Annotated in this window: 20 protein-coding genes; 18 read left to right on the plus strand and 2 right to left on the minus strand. The window is 56.6% G+C overall.

Translation table 11 applies throughout. The features are described from left to right. Positions 1 to 2 precede the first annotated feature (2 nt). The 11 genes from ACJY2L_RS03985 to ptsG all read left to right on the plus strand — a co-directional run bounded on the left by ACJY2L_RS03985 (position 3) and on the right by ptsG (position 10,431). On the plus strand, positions 3 to 956 hold the full coding sequence (locus ACJY2L_RS03985) for a beta-ketoacyl-ACP synthase III (RefSeq protein ID WP_067429621.1): 954 nt from the start codon (positions 3 to 5) through the stop codon (positions 954 to 956). A gap of 16 nt (positions 957 to 972) precedes the next feature. Further along, positions 973 to 1,905, plus strand: a complete 933-nt coding sequence (fabD, locus tag ACJY2L_RS03990; RefSeq protein WP_439212991.1) for an ACP S-malonyltransferase — start codon at positions 973 to 975, stop codon at positions 1,903 to 1,905. Positions 1,906 to 1,915: 10 nt separating this feature from the next. Continuing rightward, the gene (fabG, locus tag ACJY2L_RS03995) at positions 1,916 to 2,650 is read left to right on the plus strand and encodes a 3-oxoacyl-ACP reductase FabG (RefSeq protein ID WP_067429626.1); all 735 of its coding nucleotides are present in this window, start codon (positions 1,916 to 1,918) and stop codon (positions 2,648 to 2,650) included. A gap of 154 nt (positions 2,651 to 2,804) precedes the next feature. Beyond that, positions 2,805 to 3,041, plus strand: coding sequence for an acyl carrier protein (gene acpP, locus ACJY2L_RS04000; RefSeq protein WP_067429632.1), 237 nt, complete (start codon positions 2,805 to 2,807; stop codon positions 3,039 to 3,041). A gap of 97 nt (positions 3,042 to 3,138) precedes the next feature. Continuing rightward, entirely contained in the window at positions 3,139 to 4,380 is a 1,242-nt protein-coding gene (gene fabF / locus ACJY2L_RS04005) for a beta-ketoacyl-ACP synthase II (protein ID WP_067429634.1), read from the plus strand. Positions 4,381 to 4,459: 79 nt separating this feature from the next. Then, positions 4,460 to 5,272: an aminodeoxychorismate lyase gene (pabC, locus tag ACJY2L_RS04010; RefSeq protein WP_439212992.1), complete on the plus strand. Its 813-nt coding sequence runs from the start codon at positions 4,460 to 4,462 to the stop codon at positions 5,270 to 5,272. Further along, complete coding sequence (gene mltG / locus ACJY2L_RS04015; RefSeq protein WP_439212993.1) at positions 5,269 to 6,288, plus strand: endolytic transglycosylase MltG; 1,020 nt, start codon at positions 5,269 to 5,271, stop codon at positions 6,286 to 6,288. Before pabC ends, mltG begins: the two co-directional genes overlap by 4 nt. Then, positions 6,278 to 6,913, plus strand: coding sequence for a dTMP kinase (gene tmk, locus ACJY2L_RS04020; RefSeq protein ID WP_067429641.1), 636 nt, complete (start codon positions 6,278 to 6,280; stop codon positions 6,911 to 6,913). Before mltG ends, tmk begins: the two co-directional genes overlap by 11 nt. Further along, positions 6,910 to 7,899 carry a DNA polymerase III subunit delta' gene (gene holB, locus ACJY2L_RS04025; RefSeq protein WP_439212994.1) on the plus strand — a complete coding sequence of 330 codons (990 nt, stop codon included), beginning with the start codon at positions 6,910 to 6,912 and terminating at the stop codon, positions 7,897 to 7,899. The genes tmk and holB overlap by 4 nt, the downstream gene beginning before the upstream one ends. 16 nt (positions 7,900 to 7,915) lie before the next feature. After that, positions 7,916 to 8,707 (plus strand): metal-dependent hydrolase, encoded by a 792-nt coding sequence (locus ACJY2L_RS04030; protein ID WP_067429646.1) that lies wholly within the window; start codon positions 7,916 to 7,918, stop codon positions 8,705 to 8,707. Positions 8,708 to 8,997: 290 nt separating this feature from the next. Continuing rightward, positions 8,998 to 10,431, plus strand: a complete 1,434-nt coding sequence (gene ptsG, locus ACJY2L_RS04035) for a PTS glucose transporter subunit IIBC (protein ID WP_187486311.1) — start codon at positions 8,998 to 9,000, stop codon at positions 10,429 to 10,431. A gap of 79 nt (positions 10,432 to 10,510) precedes the next feature. Here the strand turns inward: ptsG and bglB are convergent, their stop codons facing one another. Continuing rightward, positions 10,511 to 11,650 carry a beta-galactosidase BglB gene (gene bglB, locus ACJY2L_RS04040; protein WP_439212995.1) on the minus strand — a complete coding sequence of 380 codons (1,140 nt, stop codon included), beginning with the start codon at positions 11,648 to 11,650 and terminating at the stop codon, positions 10,511 to 10,513. Further along, positions 11,647 to 13,254: an MFS transporter gene (locus tag ACJY2L_RS04045; protein WP_439212996.1), complete on the minus strand. Its 1,608-nt coding sequence runs from the start codon at positions 13,252 to 13,254 to the stop codon at positions 11,647 to 11,649. Before ACJY2L_RS04045 ends, bglB begins: the two co-directional genes overlap by 4 nt. A 329-nt stretch (positions 13,255 to 13,583) precedes the next feature. Here ACJY2L_RS04045 and hinT point away from each other — a divergent pair, with 329 nt between their 5' ends. The 7 genes from hinT to ACJY2L_RS04080 all read left to right on the plus strand — a co-directional run bounded on the left by hinT (position 13,584) and on the right by ACJY2L_RS04080 (position 19,369). Continuing rightward, positions 13,584 to 13,934 carry a purine nucleoside phosphoramidase gene (hinT, locus tag ACJY2L_RS04050; RefSeq protein WP_067429657.1) on the plus strand — a complete coding sequence of 117 codons (351 nt, stop codon included), beginning with the start codon at positions 13,584 to 13,586 and terminating at the stop codon, positions 13,932 to 13,934. Between the two features lie 13 nt (positions 13,935 to 13,947). Further along, positions 13,948 to 14,325 (plus strand): YcfL family protein, encoded by a 378-nt coding sequence (locus tag ACJY2L_RS04055; protein WP_439212997.1) that lies wholly within the window; start codon positions 13,948 to 13,950, stop codon positions 14,323 to 14,325. A 4-nt stretch (positions 14,326 to 14,329) separates the two neighbouring features. Next, positions 14,330 to 14,935, plus strand: a complete 606-nt coding sequence (gene lpoB / locus ACJY2L_RS04060) for a penicillin-binding protein activator LpoB (RefSeq protein ID WP_187488218.1) — start codon at positions 14,330 to 14,332, stop codon at positions 14,933 to 14,935. Beyond that, positions 14,919 to 15,776, plus strand: coding sequence for a thiamine kinase (thiK, locus tag ACJY2L_RS04065; protein WP_439212998.1), 858 nt, complete (start codon positions 14,919 to 14,921; stop codon positions 15,774 to 15,776). The genes lpoB and thiK overlap by 17 nt, the downstream gene beginning before the upstream one ends. Positions 15,777 to 15,792: 16 nt before the next feature. Next, positions 15,793 to 16,842 carry a beta-N-acetylhexosaminidase gene (gene nagZ, locus ACJY2L_RS04070; protein WP_439212999.1) on the plus strand — a complete coding sequence of 350 codons (1,050 nt, stop codon included), beginning with the start codon at positions 15,793 to 15,795 and terminating at the stop codon, positions 16,840 to 16,842. Between the two features lie 303 nt (positions 16,843 to 17,145). Then, positions 17,146 to 18,438, plus strand: coding sequence for an NAD(P)/FAD-dependent oxidoreductase (locus tag ACJY2L_RS04075; protein WP_439213106.1), 1,293 nt, complete (start codon positions 17,146 to 17,148; stop codon positions 18,436 to 18,438). 391 nt (positions 18,439 to 18,829) lie between these two features. Next, positions 18,830 to 19,369: a glycine zipper 2TM domain-containing protein gene (locus ACJY2L_RS04080; protein ID WP_067429674.1), complete on the plus strand. Its 540-nt coding sequence runs from the start codon at positions 18,830 to 18,832 to the stop codon at positions 19,367 to 19,369. Positions 19,370 to 19,435: the final 66 nt, after the last annotated feature.

A 19,435-nucleotide genomic window follows, 5' to 3' on the forward strand; every position in this document is an offset into this window, starting at 1 on the left:
ACATGTATACGAAAATAATCGGTACGGGCAGCTACTTGCCCGCTCAGGTGCGGACCAACGCCGATCTGGAAAAGATGGTTGAAACGTCCGATGAGTGGATCGTCACCCGCACCGGCATTCGCGAGCGTCGCGTTGCTGCACCTGATGAGAACGTGGCAACCATGGGCTTTGCCGCTGCTGAACGCGCACTGGAAATGGCCGGTATCGATAAAAAAGATATCGGTTTGATTGTGGTTGCTACCACATCATCCAGCCACGCTTTTCCAAGTTCAGCCTGCATGATCCAGCAACAGCTGGGCATTGAGGATTGCGCCGCTTTCGATTTGGCGGCCGCCTGTGCAGGTTTTACCTATGGATTAAGCGTTGCCGATCAGTTCATCAAAAACGGCGCGGTGAAATATGCACTGGTTATCGGTGCTGATGCATTAACCCGCACGTTAGATCCTGAAGATCGCGGCACCATCATTCTGTTCGGTGACGGCGCGGGCGCGGTGGTATTAGGTGCCAGCGAAGAGCCAGGCATCATCTCTACGCATCTCCACGCTGATGGCCGCTACGGTGAGCTGCTGTCGCTGACCTATCAGGATCGTTCACAGCAGGATCAGCCTTCCTACCTGAAAATGTCGGGCAACGAAGTGTTCAAAGTTGCGGTAACGGAACTGGCGCACGTGGTTGATGAAACGTTGCAGGCCAACAACCTCGAACGCGAAGCGCTTGACTGGCTGGTACCGCATCAGGCTAACCTACGCATTATCAGCGCCACCGCACGTAAGCTCGGTATGGGCATGGATAAAGTCGTGGTGACGCTGGATCGTCATGGCAATACTTCTGCGGCCTCTGTGCCGGCAGCCTTCGATGAAGCGGTTCGCGATGGACGTATTCAGCGCGGACAGCTGGTGCTGCTGGAAGCCTTCGGTGGTGGTTTCACCTGGGGCTCAGCGCTGGTTCGTTTTTAATCAACAGGAACTGAAAATGACGCAATTTGCTATGGTATTTCCAGGTCAGGGTTCACAAACCCTGGGTATGCTGGCAGAACTGGCCGCGGAAAACCCGCTGATTGAGCAGACCTTTAAGGACGCTTCCACGGCCCTGGGTTACGATTTGTGGCAGCTGGTTCAGCAAGGTCCAGCCGAAGAGCTGAATAAAACCTGGCAGACCCAGCCTGCACTTCTCGCGGCCTCTGTTGCTATTTTTCGTCTCTGGCAGGAGAAGGGCGGCAAGCAGCCGTTGATGATGGCTGGCCATAGCCTGGGTGAATACTCGGCGCTGGTATGTGCGGGCGTGATCGACTTTGCCGAAGCGGTGAAGTTGGTTGAGCTGCGCGGTAAACTGATGCAGGAAGCCGTGCCTGAAGGCACTGGCGCCATGCAGGCGATTATCGGACTGAACGATGATGCGGTCCGCCAGGCGTGTGAAGCGTCTGCGCAGGGCCAGGTTGTCTCGCCGGTTAACTTCAATTCGCCGGGCCAGGTGGTCATTGCCGGGAATAAAGAAGCGGTTGAGCGTGCCGGTATTGCCTGTAAAGCCGCAGGCGCCAAGCGTGCACTGCCGCTTCCGGTCAGCGTGCCTTCGCACTGCGCCTTGATGAAACCTGCTGCCGATAAGCTGGCGCAGGCGCTGGAAAACATTACCTTCAGCGCACCCCAGTTCCCGGTGGTGAATAACGTTGACGTCATCTGTGAAACCTCGCCAGAGGCGATTCGCAGTGCACTGGTGCGTCAGCTTTATAGCCCGGTACGCTGGACCGAGTGCGTTGAATATATGGCAGCGCAGGGCGTTTCATCGTTACTGGAAGTAGGCCCAGGCAAAGTGTTAACCGGTCTGACCAAACGCATTGTGGATACCCTGACGGCTGCTGCTGTGAACGATCCAGCCAGTCTGTCAGCGGCGCTTGAGCAAGCATAAGAGGATAAACATGAGCTTCGAAGGAAAAATCGCGCTGGTTACCGGTGCAAGTCGCGGCATTGGTCGTGCAATTGCAGAAACACTGGTCGCCCGTGGCGCTAAAGTGATCGGCACCGCGACCAGCCAGAGCGGCGCAGATGCCATCAGCGCTTACCTGGGTTCGCAGGGCAAAGGCCTGATGCTGAACGTCACCGATAGCGCATCAATCGAAAGCGTACTGGAAAATGTTCGTGCTGAATTTGGCGAAGTGGACATTTTGGTCAATAATGCAGGCATCACACGTGATAATTTATTGATGCGTATGAAGGAAGATGAGTGGCAGGATATCCTGAACACCAATCTGACCTCTGTTTTCCGCCTGTCCAAGGCGGTGATGCGTGCAATGATGAAAAAACGTGTGGGCCGTATCATTACCATCGGTTCCGTTGTTGGAACCATGGGAAATGCTGGCCAGACAAACTACGCTGCAGCTAAAGCGGGTTTGATTGGTTTCAGTAAGTCGCTGGCGCGCGAAGTGGCGTCACGTGGCATTACCGTTAACGTCGTGGCACCGGGTTTCATTGAAACTGACATGACGTTAGCACTGACGGAAGATCAACGTGCCGGTATCCTGGCAGAAGTGCCAGCCGGTCGTCTCGGTGCGGCGCAAGAAATCGCCAACGCCGTTGCATTTTTAGCCTCTGATGAGGCCGCGTACATCACTGGTGAGACGCTGCACGTCAATGGCGGAATGTATATGGTCTGATAATTGCGAAAACTATTTGCGTTATTCACGGTAAAAGCCGCAAAATAGCGCAAAATCGTGGTTTGACCAGCCGGGATTTAGTTGCATCTTTTTCAACATTTTATACACTACGAAAACCATCGCGAAAGCGAGTTTTGATAGGAAATTTAATAGTATGAGCGACATCGAAGCACGCGTTAAGAAAATCATCAGCGAGCAGCTGGGCGTTAAGTCGGAAGAAGTTGTTAACACGGCCTCTTTTGTAGAAGATCTGGGCGCTGATTCTCTTGATACCGTTGAGCTGGTAATGGCTCTGGAAGAAGAGTTCGACACTGAGATTCCAGACGAAGAAGCAGAAAAAATCACTACCGTTCAATCTGCGATCGACTACATCAACTCGCATCAGGCCTGATCAAGGCTTACTGAACACCATCAGGCGGTCACTTTGACCGCCTGAATTTTATGTCCCTTCTGTTATCGTGTTAACTTTCCCTCCCTGGAGGACGAACGTGTCTAAGCGTCGTGTAGTTGTGACCGGTCTTGGCATGTTGTCTCCTGTCGGCAATACCGTAGAGTCTACCTGGAGTGCTCTCCTTGCCGGTCAGAGTGGCATCAGCCCAATCGACTATTTCGATACTAGTGCCTACGCAACGCGCTTTGCTGGCTTAGTAAAGAATTTTAATTGTGAGGATTTCATCTCGCGCAAAGATCAGCGCAAGATGGACGCCTTCATTCAGTATGGCGTGGTTGCCGGTATGCAGGCGATGCAGGATTCCGGTCTTGAAGTGACCGAGGAAAATGCAGACCGTATCGGCGCAGCAATCGGCTCGGGCATTGGCGGCCTCGGTTTGATCGAAGAGAACCATGCTTCTCTGGTCAACGGCGGCCCGCGCAAAATCAGTCCTTTCTTTGTGCCTTCAACCATTGTCAACATGGTGGCCGGTCATTTGACCATCATGTACGGACTGAGAGGTCCCAGCATCTCGATTGCGACGGCCTGTACGTCGGGCGTGCATAACATCGGTCACGCGGCACGCATTATCGCCTATGGCGATGCAGATGTGATGCTGGCGGGCGGCGCTGAGAAAGCCAGCACGCCTTTGGGCATGGGCGGCTTTGGTGCTGCACGCGCGCTTTCCACCCGCAACGACAATCCGCAAGCGGCCAGTCGTCCATGGGATAAAGATCGCGATGGTTTCGTGCTCGGTGATGGTGCTGGCATTTTAATGCTGGAAGAGTACGAGCACGCGAAAAAGCGCGGCGCAAAAATCTACGCAGAACTGGTCGGTTTTGGCATGAGCAGCGATGCATATCACATGACTTCACCGCCAGAAGATGGCGCCGGTGCGGCACTGGCTATGACAAACGCATTGAAAGATGCGCAGCTCAATGCTGAGCAGATTGGCTATGTCAACGCCCACGGCACCTCAACACCAGCCGGTGATAAAGCAGAAGCGCGCGCGGTCAAAACCGTGTTTGGCGCGGCTGCACAGACGGTCATGGTGAGTTCGACCAAATCGATGACCGGCCATCTGCTGGGTGCAGCGGGCGCGGTTGAGTCGATTTACTCGATCCTCGCCCTGCGCGACAAAGCGATTCCGCCAACCATCAACCTGGATAATCCAGATGAAGGCTGCGATCTCGATTTTGTTCCGCATACCGCGCGCCAGGTCAGCGATCTGGAATACACGCTGTGTAATTCGTTCGGTTTCGGCGGCACCAACGGCTCGCTGATTTTCCGCAGAGTGTAAAACGTTAACGCGTTATCAAGGCCCGCTTAGCGGGCCTTTTTCATATTATGACCAGCACTTTATTTTTCGGAATCACCTCATGACCTGGATAAATGGCAAACCGCAAGCCACACTGGCCGCCAACGATCGGGCAGTCCAGTTTGGTGACGGCAGTTTCTCTACCGCCCGGATCAAGGCGGGCAAGGTTCAGCTGCTTACGGCACATCTGCAGCGGCTACGTCTGGGCTGCGAACGGCTGCTGATTGAGGGATGTGACTGGGCGGCGCTGGAACAGGAGATGTGCACGCTGGCAGCGACGACGCAGGATGCGGTGCTGAAAGTCATTATCAGCCGCGGTGCTGGCGGTCGGGGTTACAGCCCGGCCGGTTGTCAGCAGCCGACGCGTATTCTGACGCTCTCCACCTTACCGGCGCATTACCTGCCGTTGCAGCAGCAGGGCGCCTGCCTCGTCACCAGCCCGGTTCAGCTGGCACGTAATCCACTGCTGGCGGGTATCAAACACCTTAACCGGCTGGAGCAGGTGTTGATTCGCGCACGGCTTGAGCAGACGGGCGCTGACGAAGCGCTGGTGCTTGACACCCAAGGTGTGGTGGTGGAATGCTGTGCGGCTAATTTATTCTGGCGAGAAGGCGAGCAGGTATTTACCCCTTCCATCGCGCATGCCGGCGTCGATGGCGTAATGCGTCAGCATCTGCTGTCGGTCATGGCGCAGATGTCGCTGGATTGTCAGATTGTGGAAGTGATGCCCGGGCGGTTGAAAGCCGCCGATGAAGTCTGGATCTGCAACGCCCTGATGCCGATTTTGCCGGTGCGGCAGATAGACGATACACATTATGCATCACGCCAGTTTTATCATTTGCTTGCAGCTTGCTGTTATCAGGATCTTTTATGACCAGGAAAACGCGCGTCATCAGTGCGCTCATCGTGATTATCGCCGCCGCCGCGGCCTGGAGCTATTGGCAGATTACGTCGCTTGCCACCAGCCCGCTGACCCTTTCGCAGGAGAAAATCTACACGCTGCCTGCCGGGAGCGGCCGCGTCGTGCTGGAAGCACAGCTGGAAAGTCAGCACATCATTAAAAAAAGCGTGTGGTTCGGTGCGTTGCTGAAGCTGGAACCCGAGCTGGCTAATTTCAAGGCGGGTACCTATCGCCTGACGCCCGGAATGAACGTCCGTCAATTGTTGCAACTGTTGGCCAGCGGCAAAGAGGCGCAGTTTCCACTGCGGCTGGTAGAGGGCAATAAGCTTAGCGAGTGGCTGGCTCAGCTGCGCGCCGCACCCTATATCAAACACACATTAAGCGACGACCAGGCCAGCACACTGGCGGCCGCGCTGAAAACCGATCCCGATCGTCTTGAGGGCTGGTTTTATCCCGATACCTGGCTTTACACCGCTAACACTACCGACGTTGCGCTGCTGCAACGCGCGCATGCACGCATGACAAAAGTGGTGGATGATATCTGGCAGCATCGGGCGGATAACCTGCCTTACGATTCGCCGAACGCGCTGGTGACCATGGCGTCGATTATCGAGAAAGAGACCGCAGTGGCCGAAGAACGCAACAAAGTGGCTTCGGTATTTATTAATCGCCTGCGTATTGGCATGCGGCTGCAAACCGATCCCACGGTAATTTACGGTATGGGAAAAAGCTATGCCGGCACGCTGACGCGCAAGGATCTTGATACCGCTACCGCCTGGAACACCTATGTGATCAACGGCCTGCCGCCGGGACCAATTGCCATGCCGAGCCAGGCCTCACTGGAGGCGGCGGCGCACCCGCTGAAAACTAATTTTCTCTATTTTGTCGCCGACGGTAAGGGCGGGCATACCTTTACCACCAATCTTGCCGATCACAATCGTGCGGTGCAGGCCTGGCGTCTGACAATGAAGGATAAGAATGAAAAGTAACTTTATCGTAATTGAAGGACTGGAAGGCGCCGGGAAAACCACCGCGCGTGACTGCGTGGTGCGCGTGCTGAACCAGCATGGCATCAGTGATGTGGTCTTCACGCGCGAGCCGGGCGGCACGCCGCTGGCGGAGAAATTACGCGAGCTGGTAAAGCAGGGCATTGAAGGCGAGCAGGTGACCGATAAAGCGGAGCTACTGATGCTTTATGCGGCACGCGTGCAACTGGTCGAGACGGTGATCAAACCGGCGCTGGCACGTGGCGCGTGGGTAATAGGCGATCGTCACGATCTCTCCTCGCAGGCGTATCAGGGCGGCGGACGCGGCCTGGACAACCAGTTAATGGCCAGCTTACGCGCCACGGTGCTGGGCGATTTTCAACCCGATCTGACGCTCTATCTCGACGTTACGCCAGAGATTGGCTTGACCCGTGCCCGTGCCCGCGGCGCACTGGATCGCATCGAGCAGGAATCACTGCAGTTCTTTGAACGCACGCGCCAGCGCTACCTTGAGCTGGCCGCTGACGATGCTCGCATCCGCACCATTGACGCCACGCAATCGCTGGAAAAAGTGACATTGTCACTTGAGCAGGCCGTTACGCGCTGGCTGGCTGAGCAATCTGCATGAGTTGGTATCCGTGGCTGAACCAGCCTTACCGGCAAATTGTCGCCCAACTGCAGGCGGGCCGCGGGCACCATGCGCTGTTGATCTCTGCGCTGCCGGGCATGGGGGATGAGGCGCTGGTCTGGGGCATCAGCCGCTGGTTAATGTGTCAGCGCCCTGATGGCCTGAAAAGCTGCGGTGAATGCCACGGCTGCCAGTTGATGATGGCCAGTACTCATCCTGACTGGTACCGGCTGGAAGCGGAAAAAGGCAAAAGCTCGCTGGGCATTGATGCAGTCAGAGCGGTAAATGAAAAGCTCTACAACTTTGCCCAACAGGGCGGCGCCAAGATTGTCTGGTTGCCCGACGCGGCGCAGCTGACAGAGGCTGCCGCTAATGCCCTGTTGAAAACCCTGGAAGAGCCACCGGCCAAAACCTGGTTTTTTCTTAGCTGTCGCGAGCCATCGCGCCTGCTGGCTACCATTCGTAGCCGCTGCCTGAGCTGGCCGCTGTTGCCCCCGGATGAAGCACAAAGCCAGGCCTGGCTGGCCAGGCAGCAGGAAGTGGCACCGGAGGCCGCCCTGACGGCGCTGCGGCTCTCTGCCGGTGCGCCTGGCGCGGCACTGACCCTGCTGGAGGCGCGTAGCTGGCAGGCGCGTAACGGTCTGTGTGACGCGCTGTCTGACGCTATCCAGCACGACATTATGCGGTTACTGCCGCTGCTGAATCATGACGATCATGCCCAGCGGCTGGCGTGGTTAATCAGCCTGTTAGTGGATGCGCTGAAATGGCAGCAGGGTGCAGGTGAGTTTATCAGCAACTGCGATCGTCAGGCGCTGGTCGCTTCGCTGGCCGGACAAATGCCCGCCAGTGCGCTAACCGCCAGCCTGCAGGAATGGACGCGCTGCCGCGATCGGCTGCTACAGATCAACGCGGTCAATCGCGAACTGCTGCTGACTGAACAATTATTGAACTGGAGCCTGCGGCTGAAGCCCGCACGCACCGGCTAAACCAAAGAGAGCAATTATGTTTTTAGTGGATTCTCACTGTCATCTCGACGGCCTGGACTATGAAAAGTTGCACACCGATCTGGACGATGTAGTGGCGAAAGCCGCCGCGCGTGATGTGAAGTTTATGCTGGCCATCTCCACCACCTTACCTGGTTTCAAAGCGATGAAGCCGCTGATTGGCGATCGGCCAAATATTGCGCTCTCCTGTGGCGTACATCCGCTCAACCAGGAAGAGACATACGATTTTGCTGAGCTGCGTGCGCTGGCGGCCGATCCGCGCGTGGTGGCAATGGGCGAAACCGGCCTTGATTACCACTATCAGCCGGAAACGAAAGCGCGCCAGCAGGCGTCATTCCGTGAGCATATCCGTGTTGGCCGCGACCTGAATAAGCCAGTTATTGTGCACACCCGCGACGCGCGTGAAGACACGCTGGCGATTTTGCGGGAAGAGCAGGTGGAAGGATGCGGGGGGGTGCTGCACTGCTTTACCGAAGATCGCGCCACCGCCGCCACCCTGCTGGATATGGGGTTCTACATCTCATTTTCCGGCATCGTGACCTTCCGCAATGCCGAAAGCCTGCGTGACGCTGCGCGCTATGTGCCGCTGGATCGGATGCTGGTGGAAACTGATTCACCTTATCTGGCGCCGGTGCCGTATCGCGGCAAAGAAAACCAGCCGGCTTATACGCGTGATGTGGCGGAATACATGGCAGTGCTGAAAGGGGTGGATATCGAGACGCTGGCGGCAGCGACCACGCAGAACTTCTCCACGCTGTTTCATGTTCCGATGACGTCACTCGGCGGCTGATTAATTTTATTGCGCGTAATAAAGAAGATTGCTGCGAGAAATGTGCGGGTTGAATCGCAGCCTGCGCATTTTTTTTGCACAAAAACTGGCGTAATCTCCAGAAATATCCTAATTAAAGACGCGCATGTTGAGCGAAACGTGATAGCCATCAAATTACCGGATAGTGAATTATTTTACACTTCGTAATAAATCAAAGAGGCGCACCAACGTCTCCTCCGGCAAGGGTCTCTCCCGCCTGTTGCCACCCGTGAAATCGCGGAAAAAGCACTCATACTCAGGAGTTTCACATTATGTTTAAAAATGCATTTGCAAACCTGCAGAAGGTCGGTAAATCGCTCATGCTGCCGGTATCGGTGCTGCCGATTGCCGGGATCTTGTTAGGGGTAGGCTCTGCCAACTTCAGCTGGCTGCCGCTGGTGGTGTCACATGTGATGGCAGAAGCGGGCGGTTCAGTGTTCGCCAACATGCCGTTAATCTTTGCGATTGGTGTTGCACTCGGTTTTACCAATAACGACGGCGTCTCGGCGCTGGCTGCCGTGGTGGCCTATGGCATCATGGTTAAAACGCTGGCGGTAGTTGCACCGCTGGTGCTGCACATGCCTGCGGCGGAGATTGAAGCCAAACACCTGGCGGATACCGGCGTACTGGGCGGGATCATTGCCGGTTCGATCGCGGCCTACATGTTCAACCGCTTCTATCGTATCAAGCTGCCTGAGTATCTGGGCTTCTTTGCCGGTAAGCGCTTTGTACCGATCATCTCTGGTCTGACCGCAATTTTCCTTGGCGTGGTGCTGTCGTTCATCTGGCCACCGGTAGGTACCGCTATCCAGACTTTCTCCCAGTGGGCGGCCTATCAGAACCCGGTTGTAGCATTTGGTATTTACGGCGTGATTGAGCGTTCGCTGGTACCGTTCGGTCTGCATCATATCTGGAACGTCCCTTTTCAGATGCAAATTGGTGAGTTTACTAACGCCGCAGGTCAGGTATTCCACGGCGACATCCCACGTTATATGGCAGGTGACCCAACCGCAGGTAAACTCTCCGGCGGCTTCCTGTTCAAAATGTACGGTTTACCTGCGGCAGCGATTGCAATCTGGCATTCCGCTAAGCCTGAAAACCGTGCCAAAGTCGGCGGCATCATGATCTCCGCAGCGCTGACCTCGTTCCTGACCGGCATCACCGAACCGATCGAGTTCTCGTTCATGTTCGTGGCACCGATTCTGTATGCAATTCATGCCATTCTGGCTGGCCTGGCATTCCCAATCTGTATCCTGCTTGGCATGCGCGATGGCACCAGCTTCTCGCACGGTCTGATCGACTTTGTCGTGCTTAGCGGCAACAGCAGCAAAATCTGGTTGTTCCCGATTGTCGGCGTGATTTACGGCCTGATTTACTACACCATTTTCCGCGTGATGATTGCGAAATTTGACCTGAAAACGCCGGGCCGCGAAGAGGCGACCTCAGAGCAGACCACCGGTTCATCCAACGAGATGGCAGCTAACCTGGTTAACGCGTTTGGTGGCAAAGAGAACATCACTAACCTGGATGCCTGTATTACCCGTTTGCGCGTCAGCGTGGCGGACGTGAGCAAGGTTGACCAGTCAGGCCTGAAGCGTCTTGGCGCGGCGGGTGTGGTGGTGGCCGGTTCTGGCGTACAGGCGATCTTCGGCACCAAATCAGATAACCTGAAAACTGAAATGGACGAATACATGCGTAATCAGTAAGCCGCAGCGGTTGTGCAGCTAACAAAAAAAGAGCGAGTTGATCTCGCTCTTTTTCTTTTTAGTGACGGGTAAGCTGCCTTTACAGATAAACGCGCAGATATTCCGTCAGCGCCAGCAGCGCCATCGCCTGACCATAGGGCATCGAGGTCAGCGGCACCTGGCGATAGTAATCCAGATCGTTGCCCATCGCGGTACCAAACGACACCTGCATCAACTCCCCCTCAGCATTGATCTGCGCCGTTACGCCATGTAGCGCCTTTTCCACCATCGGTAGAAACGTCGGTGGCAGATAGCGTTTGCGTACCGCTTTCAGCACGCCATAAGCAAAACCGGCGCTGGCCGAGGCTTCCAGATAGCTGTCGCGATCGTCGAGCAGGGTGTGCCACAGGCCGCTCTCATGCTGCAACGCCTGTAGCGCGCTGACCTGCGCCTCCAGCACCTGCAGCAAAAAGCGTCGCGTCGCGTGCTGTTCCGGCCAGGCCATTAACTCAAGAAAGTCAGGGATTACGATGGTGAGCCAGCTGTTGCCCCGCGCCCAGCGCGCGCGCGCAAAGTTGTGGTTACCCTCAAAGCTCCAGCCGTGAAACCACAGGCCGGTTTCGCGATCCATTAAATACTGCACATGGGTCAGGAACTGAAAGGTCGCCTCTTCAACGTAGTCATCGCGGCCCAGCAGTTTGCCGATCTTCGCCAGTGGTAGCACGCTCATCATCAGCGTGTCATCCCACAGCTGCTGATGGTTTTCATTGTTGTACACCACATGCTGAATGCCACCGTGGCGGGTGCGCGGCATCTCATACATTACCCATTCCGCCCAGCGCTCCAGCACCGGCAGCCAGGCGGGATTGCGCGTCTCCTCGTAACGGTAAGCCAGCGTCAGAAAAGGACACATGGTGTTGACATTTTTGGTGGGCAGCGGCTCGGCCAGCCGGGCGGCAAACCAGTCGTCGATGATCTGCAGCGTCTGACGATCGCCGGTCTGCTGATAATAGTGATACATGCCATACAGGCCGATGCCGTGCGTCCACTCCCAACCGGCCCAGCCTTTGGTATCGATCACCCGACCGTCGTCGAGGCGCAGCAAAAATTCGCCGCTTTCATCGGTGATGTTGACCAGATTGTCGGTGAGTTTCGCGATCAGCTGCAGGAGCTCGCTGCGCGGTAACAGGAAGTCAGGCTGGCGCAGCAGTGCGCTCTGTTTCACAGGAAATATTGTCATGGTCTCTGTTCCGGTTTATCAGTTAGCGGGTCAAAAGTGAGAATCACGGGGCGATGCGTGGCAAGCGGCGGCGCGGCAGGCCGGTTACGATTAAGAAAGCCGATATTGTTGTTGCCCCACAGGTTTTCGTACGGCAGGCCGGCCAGCTCTTCCACCACCGCGCGTGCCTGCGGTGTGATGGCCTCAGGCAGCGGTCGGCCAGCATCGCGCATCTTCACCGTCTCGGCGCGCAGGATGGCGTGCGTATGCAGATTGAGCTTAAAGCGCAGCGAGATAACAAAGCCGCAGGCGAGTACCGCCACGGTGCCAATGCTGAGAATCGCCAGAATGGTGTGGCCCACGCTTTCAGCCTGCACCGGCTTGCCGGAAACGAAGCCCGAAAGCTGCAGCACAATGCCAACAAACATCACCGCACCGGCCTGCGACGCCTTGCGGGTCAGCGTCATGATGCCGGCAAAAATGCCTTCACGACGCTGGCCGGTGATCACCTCATCAACGTCGGCGATGTAGGTGTAGATATTCCACGGCACGTAGTTGATGCCGCCGCGACCCAGTCCGGCCAGCGCAGAGATCACCACCAGCAGCGCCATATTGTCATTCATGCCGGTAAACCACAGGCCCGCATAAGAGATGGCGCTCAGTCCGAATAGCACCACCACCAGCCGATAAGAGGGTGCCGGGCCAAGACGAATACAGAGCGGAATCATCGCCATCACTGCAATAAATTGCAGCACGGCCATGGTGCCCATCAGGTTGGCGGCGATCTGGGCGCTCTGCATCAGCACAAACACCACGTACCAGGTAAACACCGCATTAAACACATCCTGCGCGATGTAGCCGCCAAGATACATGCCGAGATGCTGCCGGAAGATGCGGATGCGCAGCGTTGAGCTCAGCTCGACAAACAATCGTTTCATGCTCTGCGCAAAGGTCAGTTGCTGTTTGTCTTCCTCGGCGCGGCGTGATTCCGCAGAAAAATCCTCTGGCGCCCGTTCCCAGGTAAACAGATAGACCAGCGTCAGCACCAGCGCGCAGATACAGGAGAACACCAGGCTGGCCCAGAAAAAGGAGTGCGGATTATCTTTACCAAGATAGCCAAGCAGGATGCCGGGCAGAAAGGCCGCCAGAATCGCCGACAGCTGCGCCAGCGCAATACGCGCGCCCGAGAACTTGGTTTTCTTTTTGAAATCATCGGTCATTTCCGGCACCAGCGTTTCATAAGGCACCAGCACCATGGTGTAGACGATGTCGAACAGCAGATAGGTCAGCAGGTACCACCAGTAGTTCATATCAGCCAGCCACATCAGGCTGTAGCTAAACACCAGCGGAATACCGAGCAGGATAAAAAACTTACGGCGGCCAAAACGCTTGCCGAGCCAGGTCGAGCCAAAGTTATCGGTGAGAAAGCCCATCAGCGGGCTGATCACCGCATCCAGTACGCGCGCCATAGCAAAGATAAATGTCGCTTCAATCGGCGTCAGTCCGCAGAAGGTGGTGTAAAAATAGAGCAGCCAGGCAGCGGTCAGGGCGGTGGTGCCGGCACCGAGAAAATCGCCGGAGCCGTAAGCCAGATAGTGTGCCAGTCCGATTTTGCGTGTGCGCATGGGAAAACTCCTGTGTCGAAACGGGGGCCGGTATCCGTACATCACAATCGGAATCATTCAAAAATAAGGCGCGGCCAGCGGTGAAACCTTCGTGATTTGGCAAGATGCGCAATAGTAATGGCAAAATCACGAAGAAAAACCCGTCAGGAATCATAATTTATGAAACGCTGTTTTAATTTATGTCAGGGCGGACGGCAGAAAAGGATGATAAGCAGCGCAACGCTGCAATGCTCGCCAGTTGGCGAAAGAAAATAGCCGCTGAGGTTGAAAGAAAATGAACTTCTCACTCATACTCAGCGGTAACTTATTCCCTGCTAAGGATCTGCCCCATGGCTGAAGAAACGATTTTCAGTAAAATCATTCGACGTGAAATTCCTTCCGATATCCTCTATCAGGACGAACTGGTTACCGCGTTCCGTGACATCTCCCCGAAGGCGCCGGTTCACGTGCTGATTGTGCCTAACGTGCTGATCGCCACCAGCAACGACGCGCTCGAAGCGCATGAGCATGCGCTGGGCCGCATGATCACCGTGGCGGCCAAAATTGCCCGGCAGGAGGGGATTGCTGAAGAGGGCTATCGCCTGATCATCAACTGCAATCAGCACGGCGGCCAGGAGGTGTATCACATTCATATGCACCTGGTGGGCGGCAAACCCCTGGGACCGATGCTGAGTGTCTAAGGCATCGCATTCGATGCGCGCATTTTTACTCGCGCTGCCGCTGGCGGCGCTGATGCTCACCGGCTGCAGCAGCGATAAACCGATGATCAACACCGCACAAAGCCTGGTGATGGAATCTGCGGTGCTATCGGCGGGCATCATCACTGACGATCCGGTGATTGGCGAACGTGATGGCCAGCAGCGGGCCGCCAGCGTGCTCTATAATCAACGCGAAACGCCGGTAGACGTCTGGTATCGCTTTTACTGGTATGACGATAAAGGGCTGGAAATTCTGCCTTATGAACGACCGCGCGTCAGCCGGGTTCCGGCGCACAGCAGTGTAGAAGTCGCCTCGCAGGTCGGCAATCTCACCGCCAGCAAGGCGCGCCTCTATTTATGGTTACAGGAGTAATATCGTGACTCGCAGTATCACAAGACTTTCCGGCATTCTGGCGCTGGCGCTGTTCCTCAGCGGCTGTATTAACCAGCGCACCACCGAACAGCCACCGGCACCGGTTGAACCCGCCACGCCCGAAACGCCAGTGCAACAGCCGCCGCCGATCCAACAACCTGAACCCGTTGAAAACGTGCCGCAGCCGCCAAAACTGCGTTCCATTAACTGGGACAGCAGCGTTCAGCCGCTGGTAGCCAGCATGCTGAAAGCCGAAGGCGTGACCGATGGCAGCGTGCTGCTGGTCGATCGGGTGAAAAACAGCACTAACGGCAGCCTGCAAATTGATAAAGCCACCGCCGCATTGCAGAATGCGTTGGCGAACAACGGCAAGTTCACGCTGGTGTCGGCGCAGCAACTGGCGCAGGCGAAGCAGACGCTGGGTCTGTCGCCAGAAGATAGCCTGAACTCACGCAGCAAAGCGGTGGGCCTGGCGCGCTACGTTGGCGCGCAATATGTGCTCTACAGCAACGCCGACGGCGACATCAAAGCGCCACAGCTTCAGATGCAGCTAATGCTGGTGCAAACCGGCGAAATTATCTGGTCAGGCAACGGTGACGCGCAGTTTTGATCCCGCGCTGCAGCAGCTGTTGACCCAACATTTACCGGCGGCTTTGGTCGCCGGTAATTTTTTGCCGCTGGCTGGCCTGACCGGCTTAAGCGGACAAATTGTCTGGGAAAATGGCCGGTTGTTGGCACGCCGTCAGCCCGACTATCCGCTGCCGCTGGTCGATCGCCAGCGCGAGTTTCGCCTGCTGCGAAAACTCAGTGCGCAGGGCATGGTAGCTGCGCCGCTGGCGGTGAACCGCGAATGGCTGCTGCTGCCGTGGCAGGCAGGGGAACCGGTCACGGCGTCGCTTAATACGCTACGCCCGTCGCTGCTCCCGCTGCTGAACCGGCTGCATCATCAGCCGCTGACCGGCTATCGTTTACGCCTGCTGCCGTTGTTGCAGCGCTACTGGCAGCTCTGCGAGCAGCGCCACTATCGCTGGCAGCGCGCACTACGCCGTTTGCAGATGCGCGGGGAGCCGCAGCCGCTGCGCCTGGCGCCCTTGCACATGGATATTCACGCGGGCAATCTGCTGCACACGCCACAGGGGCTACGGCTGATTGACTGGGAATATGCTGGTGACGGCGACGTCGCGCTGGAGCTGGCCAGCCTGCTGTACGCCAGCGGCGAGCGCGATTGTTGGCTGCGCGACTATGCGCAACTGGCCCGCCTGTCGCTGCCCGTCTTGCGTCAGCAGACGGCTCGCTGGCAGCCGTGGCTGGAACTGCTCGCTGCCAGCTGGTATCAGCTACGCGCTGAGCAGAGTCAGGATGCCCAACTGATTACCGCCGCGCAGGACGCCTGGCAGCAGCTGGGCCAGTCTCATTTATCGTCAGCGGTTCGCGCTGGCGAAATTATCTGATTGTTGGAGTAAAAACATGGAAAGCCTGATCCCCGGGCCAGTAATGCTGGATGTGCAACATTATGAACTGGATGCCGAAGAGCGTGAGATTCTGCAGCATCCGCTGACTGGCGGGCTGATCCTGTTCAGCCGCAACTACCACGATCCGCAGCAGCTGCGCGAACTGGTACGGCAAATCCGCGCCGCGTCGCGCCATCGCCTGCTGATTGCCGTGGATCAGGAAGGCGGGCGCGTGCAGCGTTTCCGCGACGGCTTTACCACACTGCCTGCCATGCAGTCGTTTGCCGCGCTGGAGCAGGGCGACGCTGCTTACGCGCTGGCGCACAGCGCTGGCTGGCTGATGGCGGCAGAGATGATCGCCATGGATATCGATATCAGCTTTGCGCCGGTGCTCGATATTGGCCACATCAGCGCCGCGATTGGCGACCGTTCGTTTCATCAGGACCCGGCGATTGCGCTGCAGGTGGCACGTCACTTTATTGCCGGCATGCATGAAGCGGGCATGAAAACCACCGGCAAACATTTTCCCGGCCACGGTGCGGTCACTGCAGATTCGCACAAAGAGACGCCGTACGATGCGCGTGATGAAGCCACTATCCGGGCGCATGATATGGCGATTTTCCGTCAGCTGATTGACGAGCAGGCGCTGGATGCCATCATGCCGGCACATGTCATTTATCATCAGGTTGATGCGCTGCCCGCCAGCGGATCGCCGCACTGGCTGAAAACCGTGCTGCGCGGCGAACTGGGCTTTGACGGCGTGATTTTCTCAGACGATCTGTCGATGGAGGGCGCTGCGGTGCTCGGCAGCTACGCCGAGCGAGCGCAGGTGTCGCTGGATGCGGGTTGCGACATGGTGCTGGTGTGCAACAACCGCGCCGGTGCGGTCAGCGTGTTGGATAATCTGCAGGCGGCACCAGCCAGCCGGGTGCCTCAGCTCTGGCATCGTCAGCACTATAGCCGCGATGAGCTGCGCGCCAGCAGCCGCTGGCAGTCTACTCAGCAGCAGCTCAGCACGCTGCAGTCACGCTGGCTGGCGCACAAGGCCGAACAGCAGCAACGTTAATTCCCCCCTCAATGCACGGCAGCGCCTCGCTCGCCGTGCTCACCATCCCAGGCTACGCTACGCCATAAATGACTCATGCCCGCGTGCGTTTTAACCCTGTGCGTTGCTGATTTATTGGTCTTATTCTGAGTTTCCAGCGAAACAATGACCTGCATCAATTTTCTCATGAACAGGAGTGAAGGGCGTGCTATTCTGCGATCAGCTCGCGATTTAGCTTCGCCAACCCTATGTTTACTAAGGTTTTTATTAACCTTTAGTTAACGATTGGTTCACATCTTAAGGGGGTCTTTTTTGACTACACCGATTCAAACCATAGTGATTGTCGGCGGTGGTGCCGGCGGCCTTGAGCTGGCTACCCAGCTGGGGCATAAACTGGGCCGCAAGAAAAAAGCGGAGATTATCCTGGTCGATCGTAATCACAGCCATTTATGGAAACCGTTGCTGCATGAAGTGGCTACCGGATCTCTGGATGAAGGTATCGACGCCGTAAGCTATCTGGCGCACGCGCGTAATCACCATTTCAGCTTCCAGCTTGGCACGCTCACCGATGTTGATCGCGAGAGCAAACGCCTGAAGCTGGCGGAAATCCTCGATGCCAACGGTGCCGTGCTGGTGCCCGAACGCGATCTCGCCTACGACCAGCTGGTGTTTGCGCTGGGCAGCACCTCCAACGATTTCGGCACGCCGGGCGTGAAAGATCACTGCATCTTCCTCGATAACCCCCATCAGGCACGCCGTTTTCACAACGAGATGCTCAACCAGTTCCTGAAGTTCTCCGCCAGCGGCTCGCCGGAAGAGCAGGTCAACATTGCAATTGTTGGCGGCGGCGCCACCGGCGTGGAGCTCTCTGCGGAGCTGCACAATGCAGTACGCCAGCTGCACAGCTACGGCTATAAAGGGCTGGACAGCAAGGCGCTGAACGTCACGCTGGTGGAAGCGGGCGAGCGGATTCTGCCTGCGCTGCCGCCGCGCATCTCTGCGGCTGCGCATCAGGAGCTGACCAAAATCGGCGTGCGCGTATTGACGCAAACCATGGTCACCAGCGCCGAAAAAGGCGGTTTACACACCAAATCGGGTGAGTTCATCAATGCCGATCTGATGGTCTGGGCAGCGGGTATCAAAGCGCCTGATTTCATGAAAGGCATCGGCGGTCTGGAAACCAACCGCATTAATCAGCTGGTGGTGAAAGAGACGCTGCAAACCACGCTGGATGACAGCATTTATGCCATTGGCGACTGCGCCTCCTGTGCGCTGCCGGGCGGCGGTTTTGTGCCACCGCGCGCGCAGTCTGCGCATCAGATGGCTTCACTGGTGCTGCACAATATTCTCGCGGCGCGCAAAGCCCAGAGCCTGAAGGCCTACGTCTATAAAGATCACGGTTCGCTGGTTTCGCTCTCCCGTTTCAGTACGGTGGGCAGCCTAATGGGGAACCTGATGCGCGGTTCGATGATGGTGGAAGGACGTATTGCGCGTTTCGTCTACATTTCGCTCTATCGTATGCACCAGATCGCCCTGCACGGCTATTTCAAAACCGGCCTGATGATGCTGGTAGGCAGTCTCAACCGGGCGATTCGCCCACGGCTGAAGCTGCACTAAACGCCGCCGGTTATAAGCAAAAGCAATTAATCAAGCCGTTTGTGACAATGTCACAAACGGCTTTTTCTATTTTTAAGCGGATCTGTTGCCAGGAAACATCCTAAAGGCGATAACTTAACCCCAATTGTTGCATTTCGTCCGTTTGTCTGATGTCGCGTTGCCGCTTCATCTGTAAGAATTTTTGACAAGCAATGTGGTGCGTCGCGCACACCGCTTCTGTTTAGTCTGCAGGGATTTTCAGCGAACAGTATTGCGCGGTAACAATTTGGTCGATCATTACACCGATTTATTCACCGTGGTGTCCGATGGCACTGCCAGCGCCCTCTACAGGATGTGAGCGTTGATGAATGAAGATAATAAAAGTAATGGCGACTGCTTCAGGAGGTTTCCTGTGAATAAATCAATGTTAGCGGGTATCGGTATTGGTGTGGTGTCAGCGTTAGGCGTTGCGGCTGTCGCCGGTATGAACGTGTTTGATCGCGGCCCGCAATATGCGCAGGTGCTGTCAGCCACGCCGATCAAAGAGACGTTAAAGAACCCACGTCAGGAATGTCGGAACGTAACGCTAACCCATCGTCGTGCCGTACAGGACGAGCACCGCATCGCCGGTTCGGTTCTGGGTGCAGTGGCGGGCGGCGTAGTCGGCCACCAGTTTGGCGGCGGACGCGGACGCGATGTGGCCACAGTAGCGGGTGCACTGGCGGGCGGTTTTGCCGGTAACCAGGCGCAGGGCAGCCTGCAGAACAATGATACCTACACGACCTCGGAAAAACGCTGTCGTACCGTGTACGACAAGCAGGAAAAAATGCTGGGCTATGACGTCACCTATAAGATTGGCGACCAGCAGGGCAAAGTGCGGATGGAAAACGATCCTGGCACACGCATTCCGGTTGACCGTAATGGCCAGCTGGTGCTGAACAACCAGGCATAAGCGGCAAAGACTTTTTCCCGATTGGGAAACACAGCAAACAGGACGATTCTCGCGAATCGTCCTTTT

It is taken from the genome of Duffyella sp. Ts4 (assembly GCF_051851875.1).
Classification (GTDB): Bacteria; Pseudomonadota; Gammaproteobacteria; order Enterobacterales; family Enterobacteriaceae; genus Duffyella; species Duffyella gerundensis.

Bases quoted from the DNA above. Each gene is read 5' to 3' on its own strand.
- ACJY2L_RS03985 (WP_067429621.1), top strand. From the start codon at position 3: ATGTATACGAAAATAATCGGTACGGGCAGCTACTTGCCCGCTCAGGTG.
- hinT (WP_067429657.1), top strand. From the start codon at position 13,584: ATGGCTGAAGAAACGATTTTCAGTAAAATCATTCGACGTGAAATTCCT.
- fabD (WP_439212991.1), top strand. From the start codon at position 973: ATGACGCAATTTGCTATGGTATTTCCAGGTCAGGGTTCACAAACCCTG.
- ACJY2L_RS04045 (WP_439212996.1), bottom strand. From the start codon at position 13,254: ATGCGCACACGCAAAATCGGACTGGCACACTATCTGGCTTACGGCTCC.
- fabG (WP_067429626.1), top strand. From the start codon at position 1,916: ATGAGCTTCGAAGGAAAAATCGCGCTGGTTACCGGTGCAAGTCGCGGC.
- pabC (WP_439212992.1), top strand. From the start codon at position 4,460: ATGACCTGGATAAATGGCAAACCGCAAGCCACACTGGCCGCCAACGAT.
- bglB (WP_439212995.1), bottom strand. From the start codon at position 11,650: ATGACAATATTTCCTGTGAAACAGAGCGCACTGCTGCGCCAGCCTGAC.
- ACJY2L_RS04030 (WP_067429646.1), top strand. From the start codon at position 7,916: ATGTTTTTAGTGGATTCTCACTGTCATCTCGACGGCCTGGACTATGAA.
- ACJY2L_RS04055 (WP_439212997.1), top strand. From the start codon at position 13,948: ATGCGCGCATTTTTACTCGCGCTGCCGCTGGCGGCGCTGATGCTCACC.
- holB (WP_439212994.1), top strand. From the start codon at position 6,910: ATGAGTTGGTATCCGTGGCTGAACCAGCCTTACCGGCAAATTGTCGCC.
- nagZ (WP_439212999.1), top strand. From the start codon at position 15,793: ATGGAAAGCCTGATCCCCGGGCCAGTAATGCTGGATGTGCAACATTAT.
- acpP (WP_067429632.1), top strand. From the start codon at position 2,805: ATGAGCGACATCGAAGCACGCGTTAAGAAAATCATCAGCGAGCAGCTG.
- tmk (WP_067429641.1), top strand. From the start codon at position 6,278: ATGAAAAGTAACTTTATCGTAATTGAAGGACTGGAAGGCGCCGGGAAA.
- ptsG (WP_187486311.1), top strand. From the start codon at position 8,998: ATGTTTAAAAATGCATTTGCAAACCTGCAGAAGGTCGGTAAATCGCTC.
- mltG (WP_439212993.1), top strand. From the start codon at position 5,269: ATGACCAGGAAAACGCGCGTCATCAGTGCGCTCATCGTGATTATCGCC.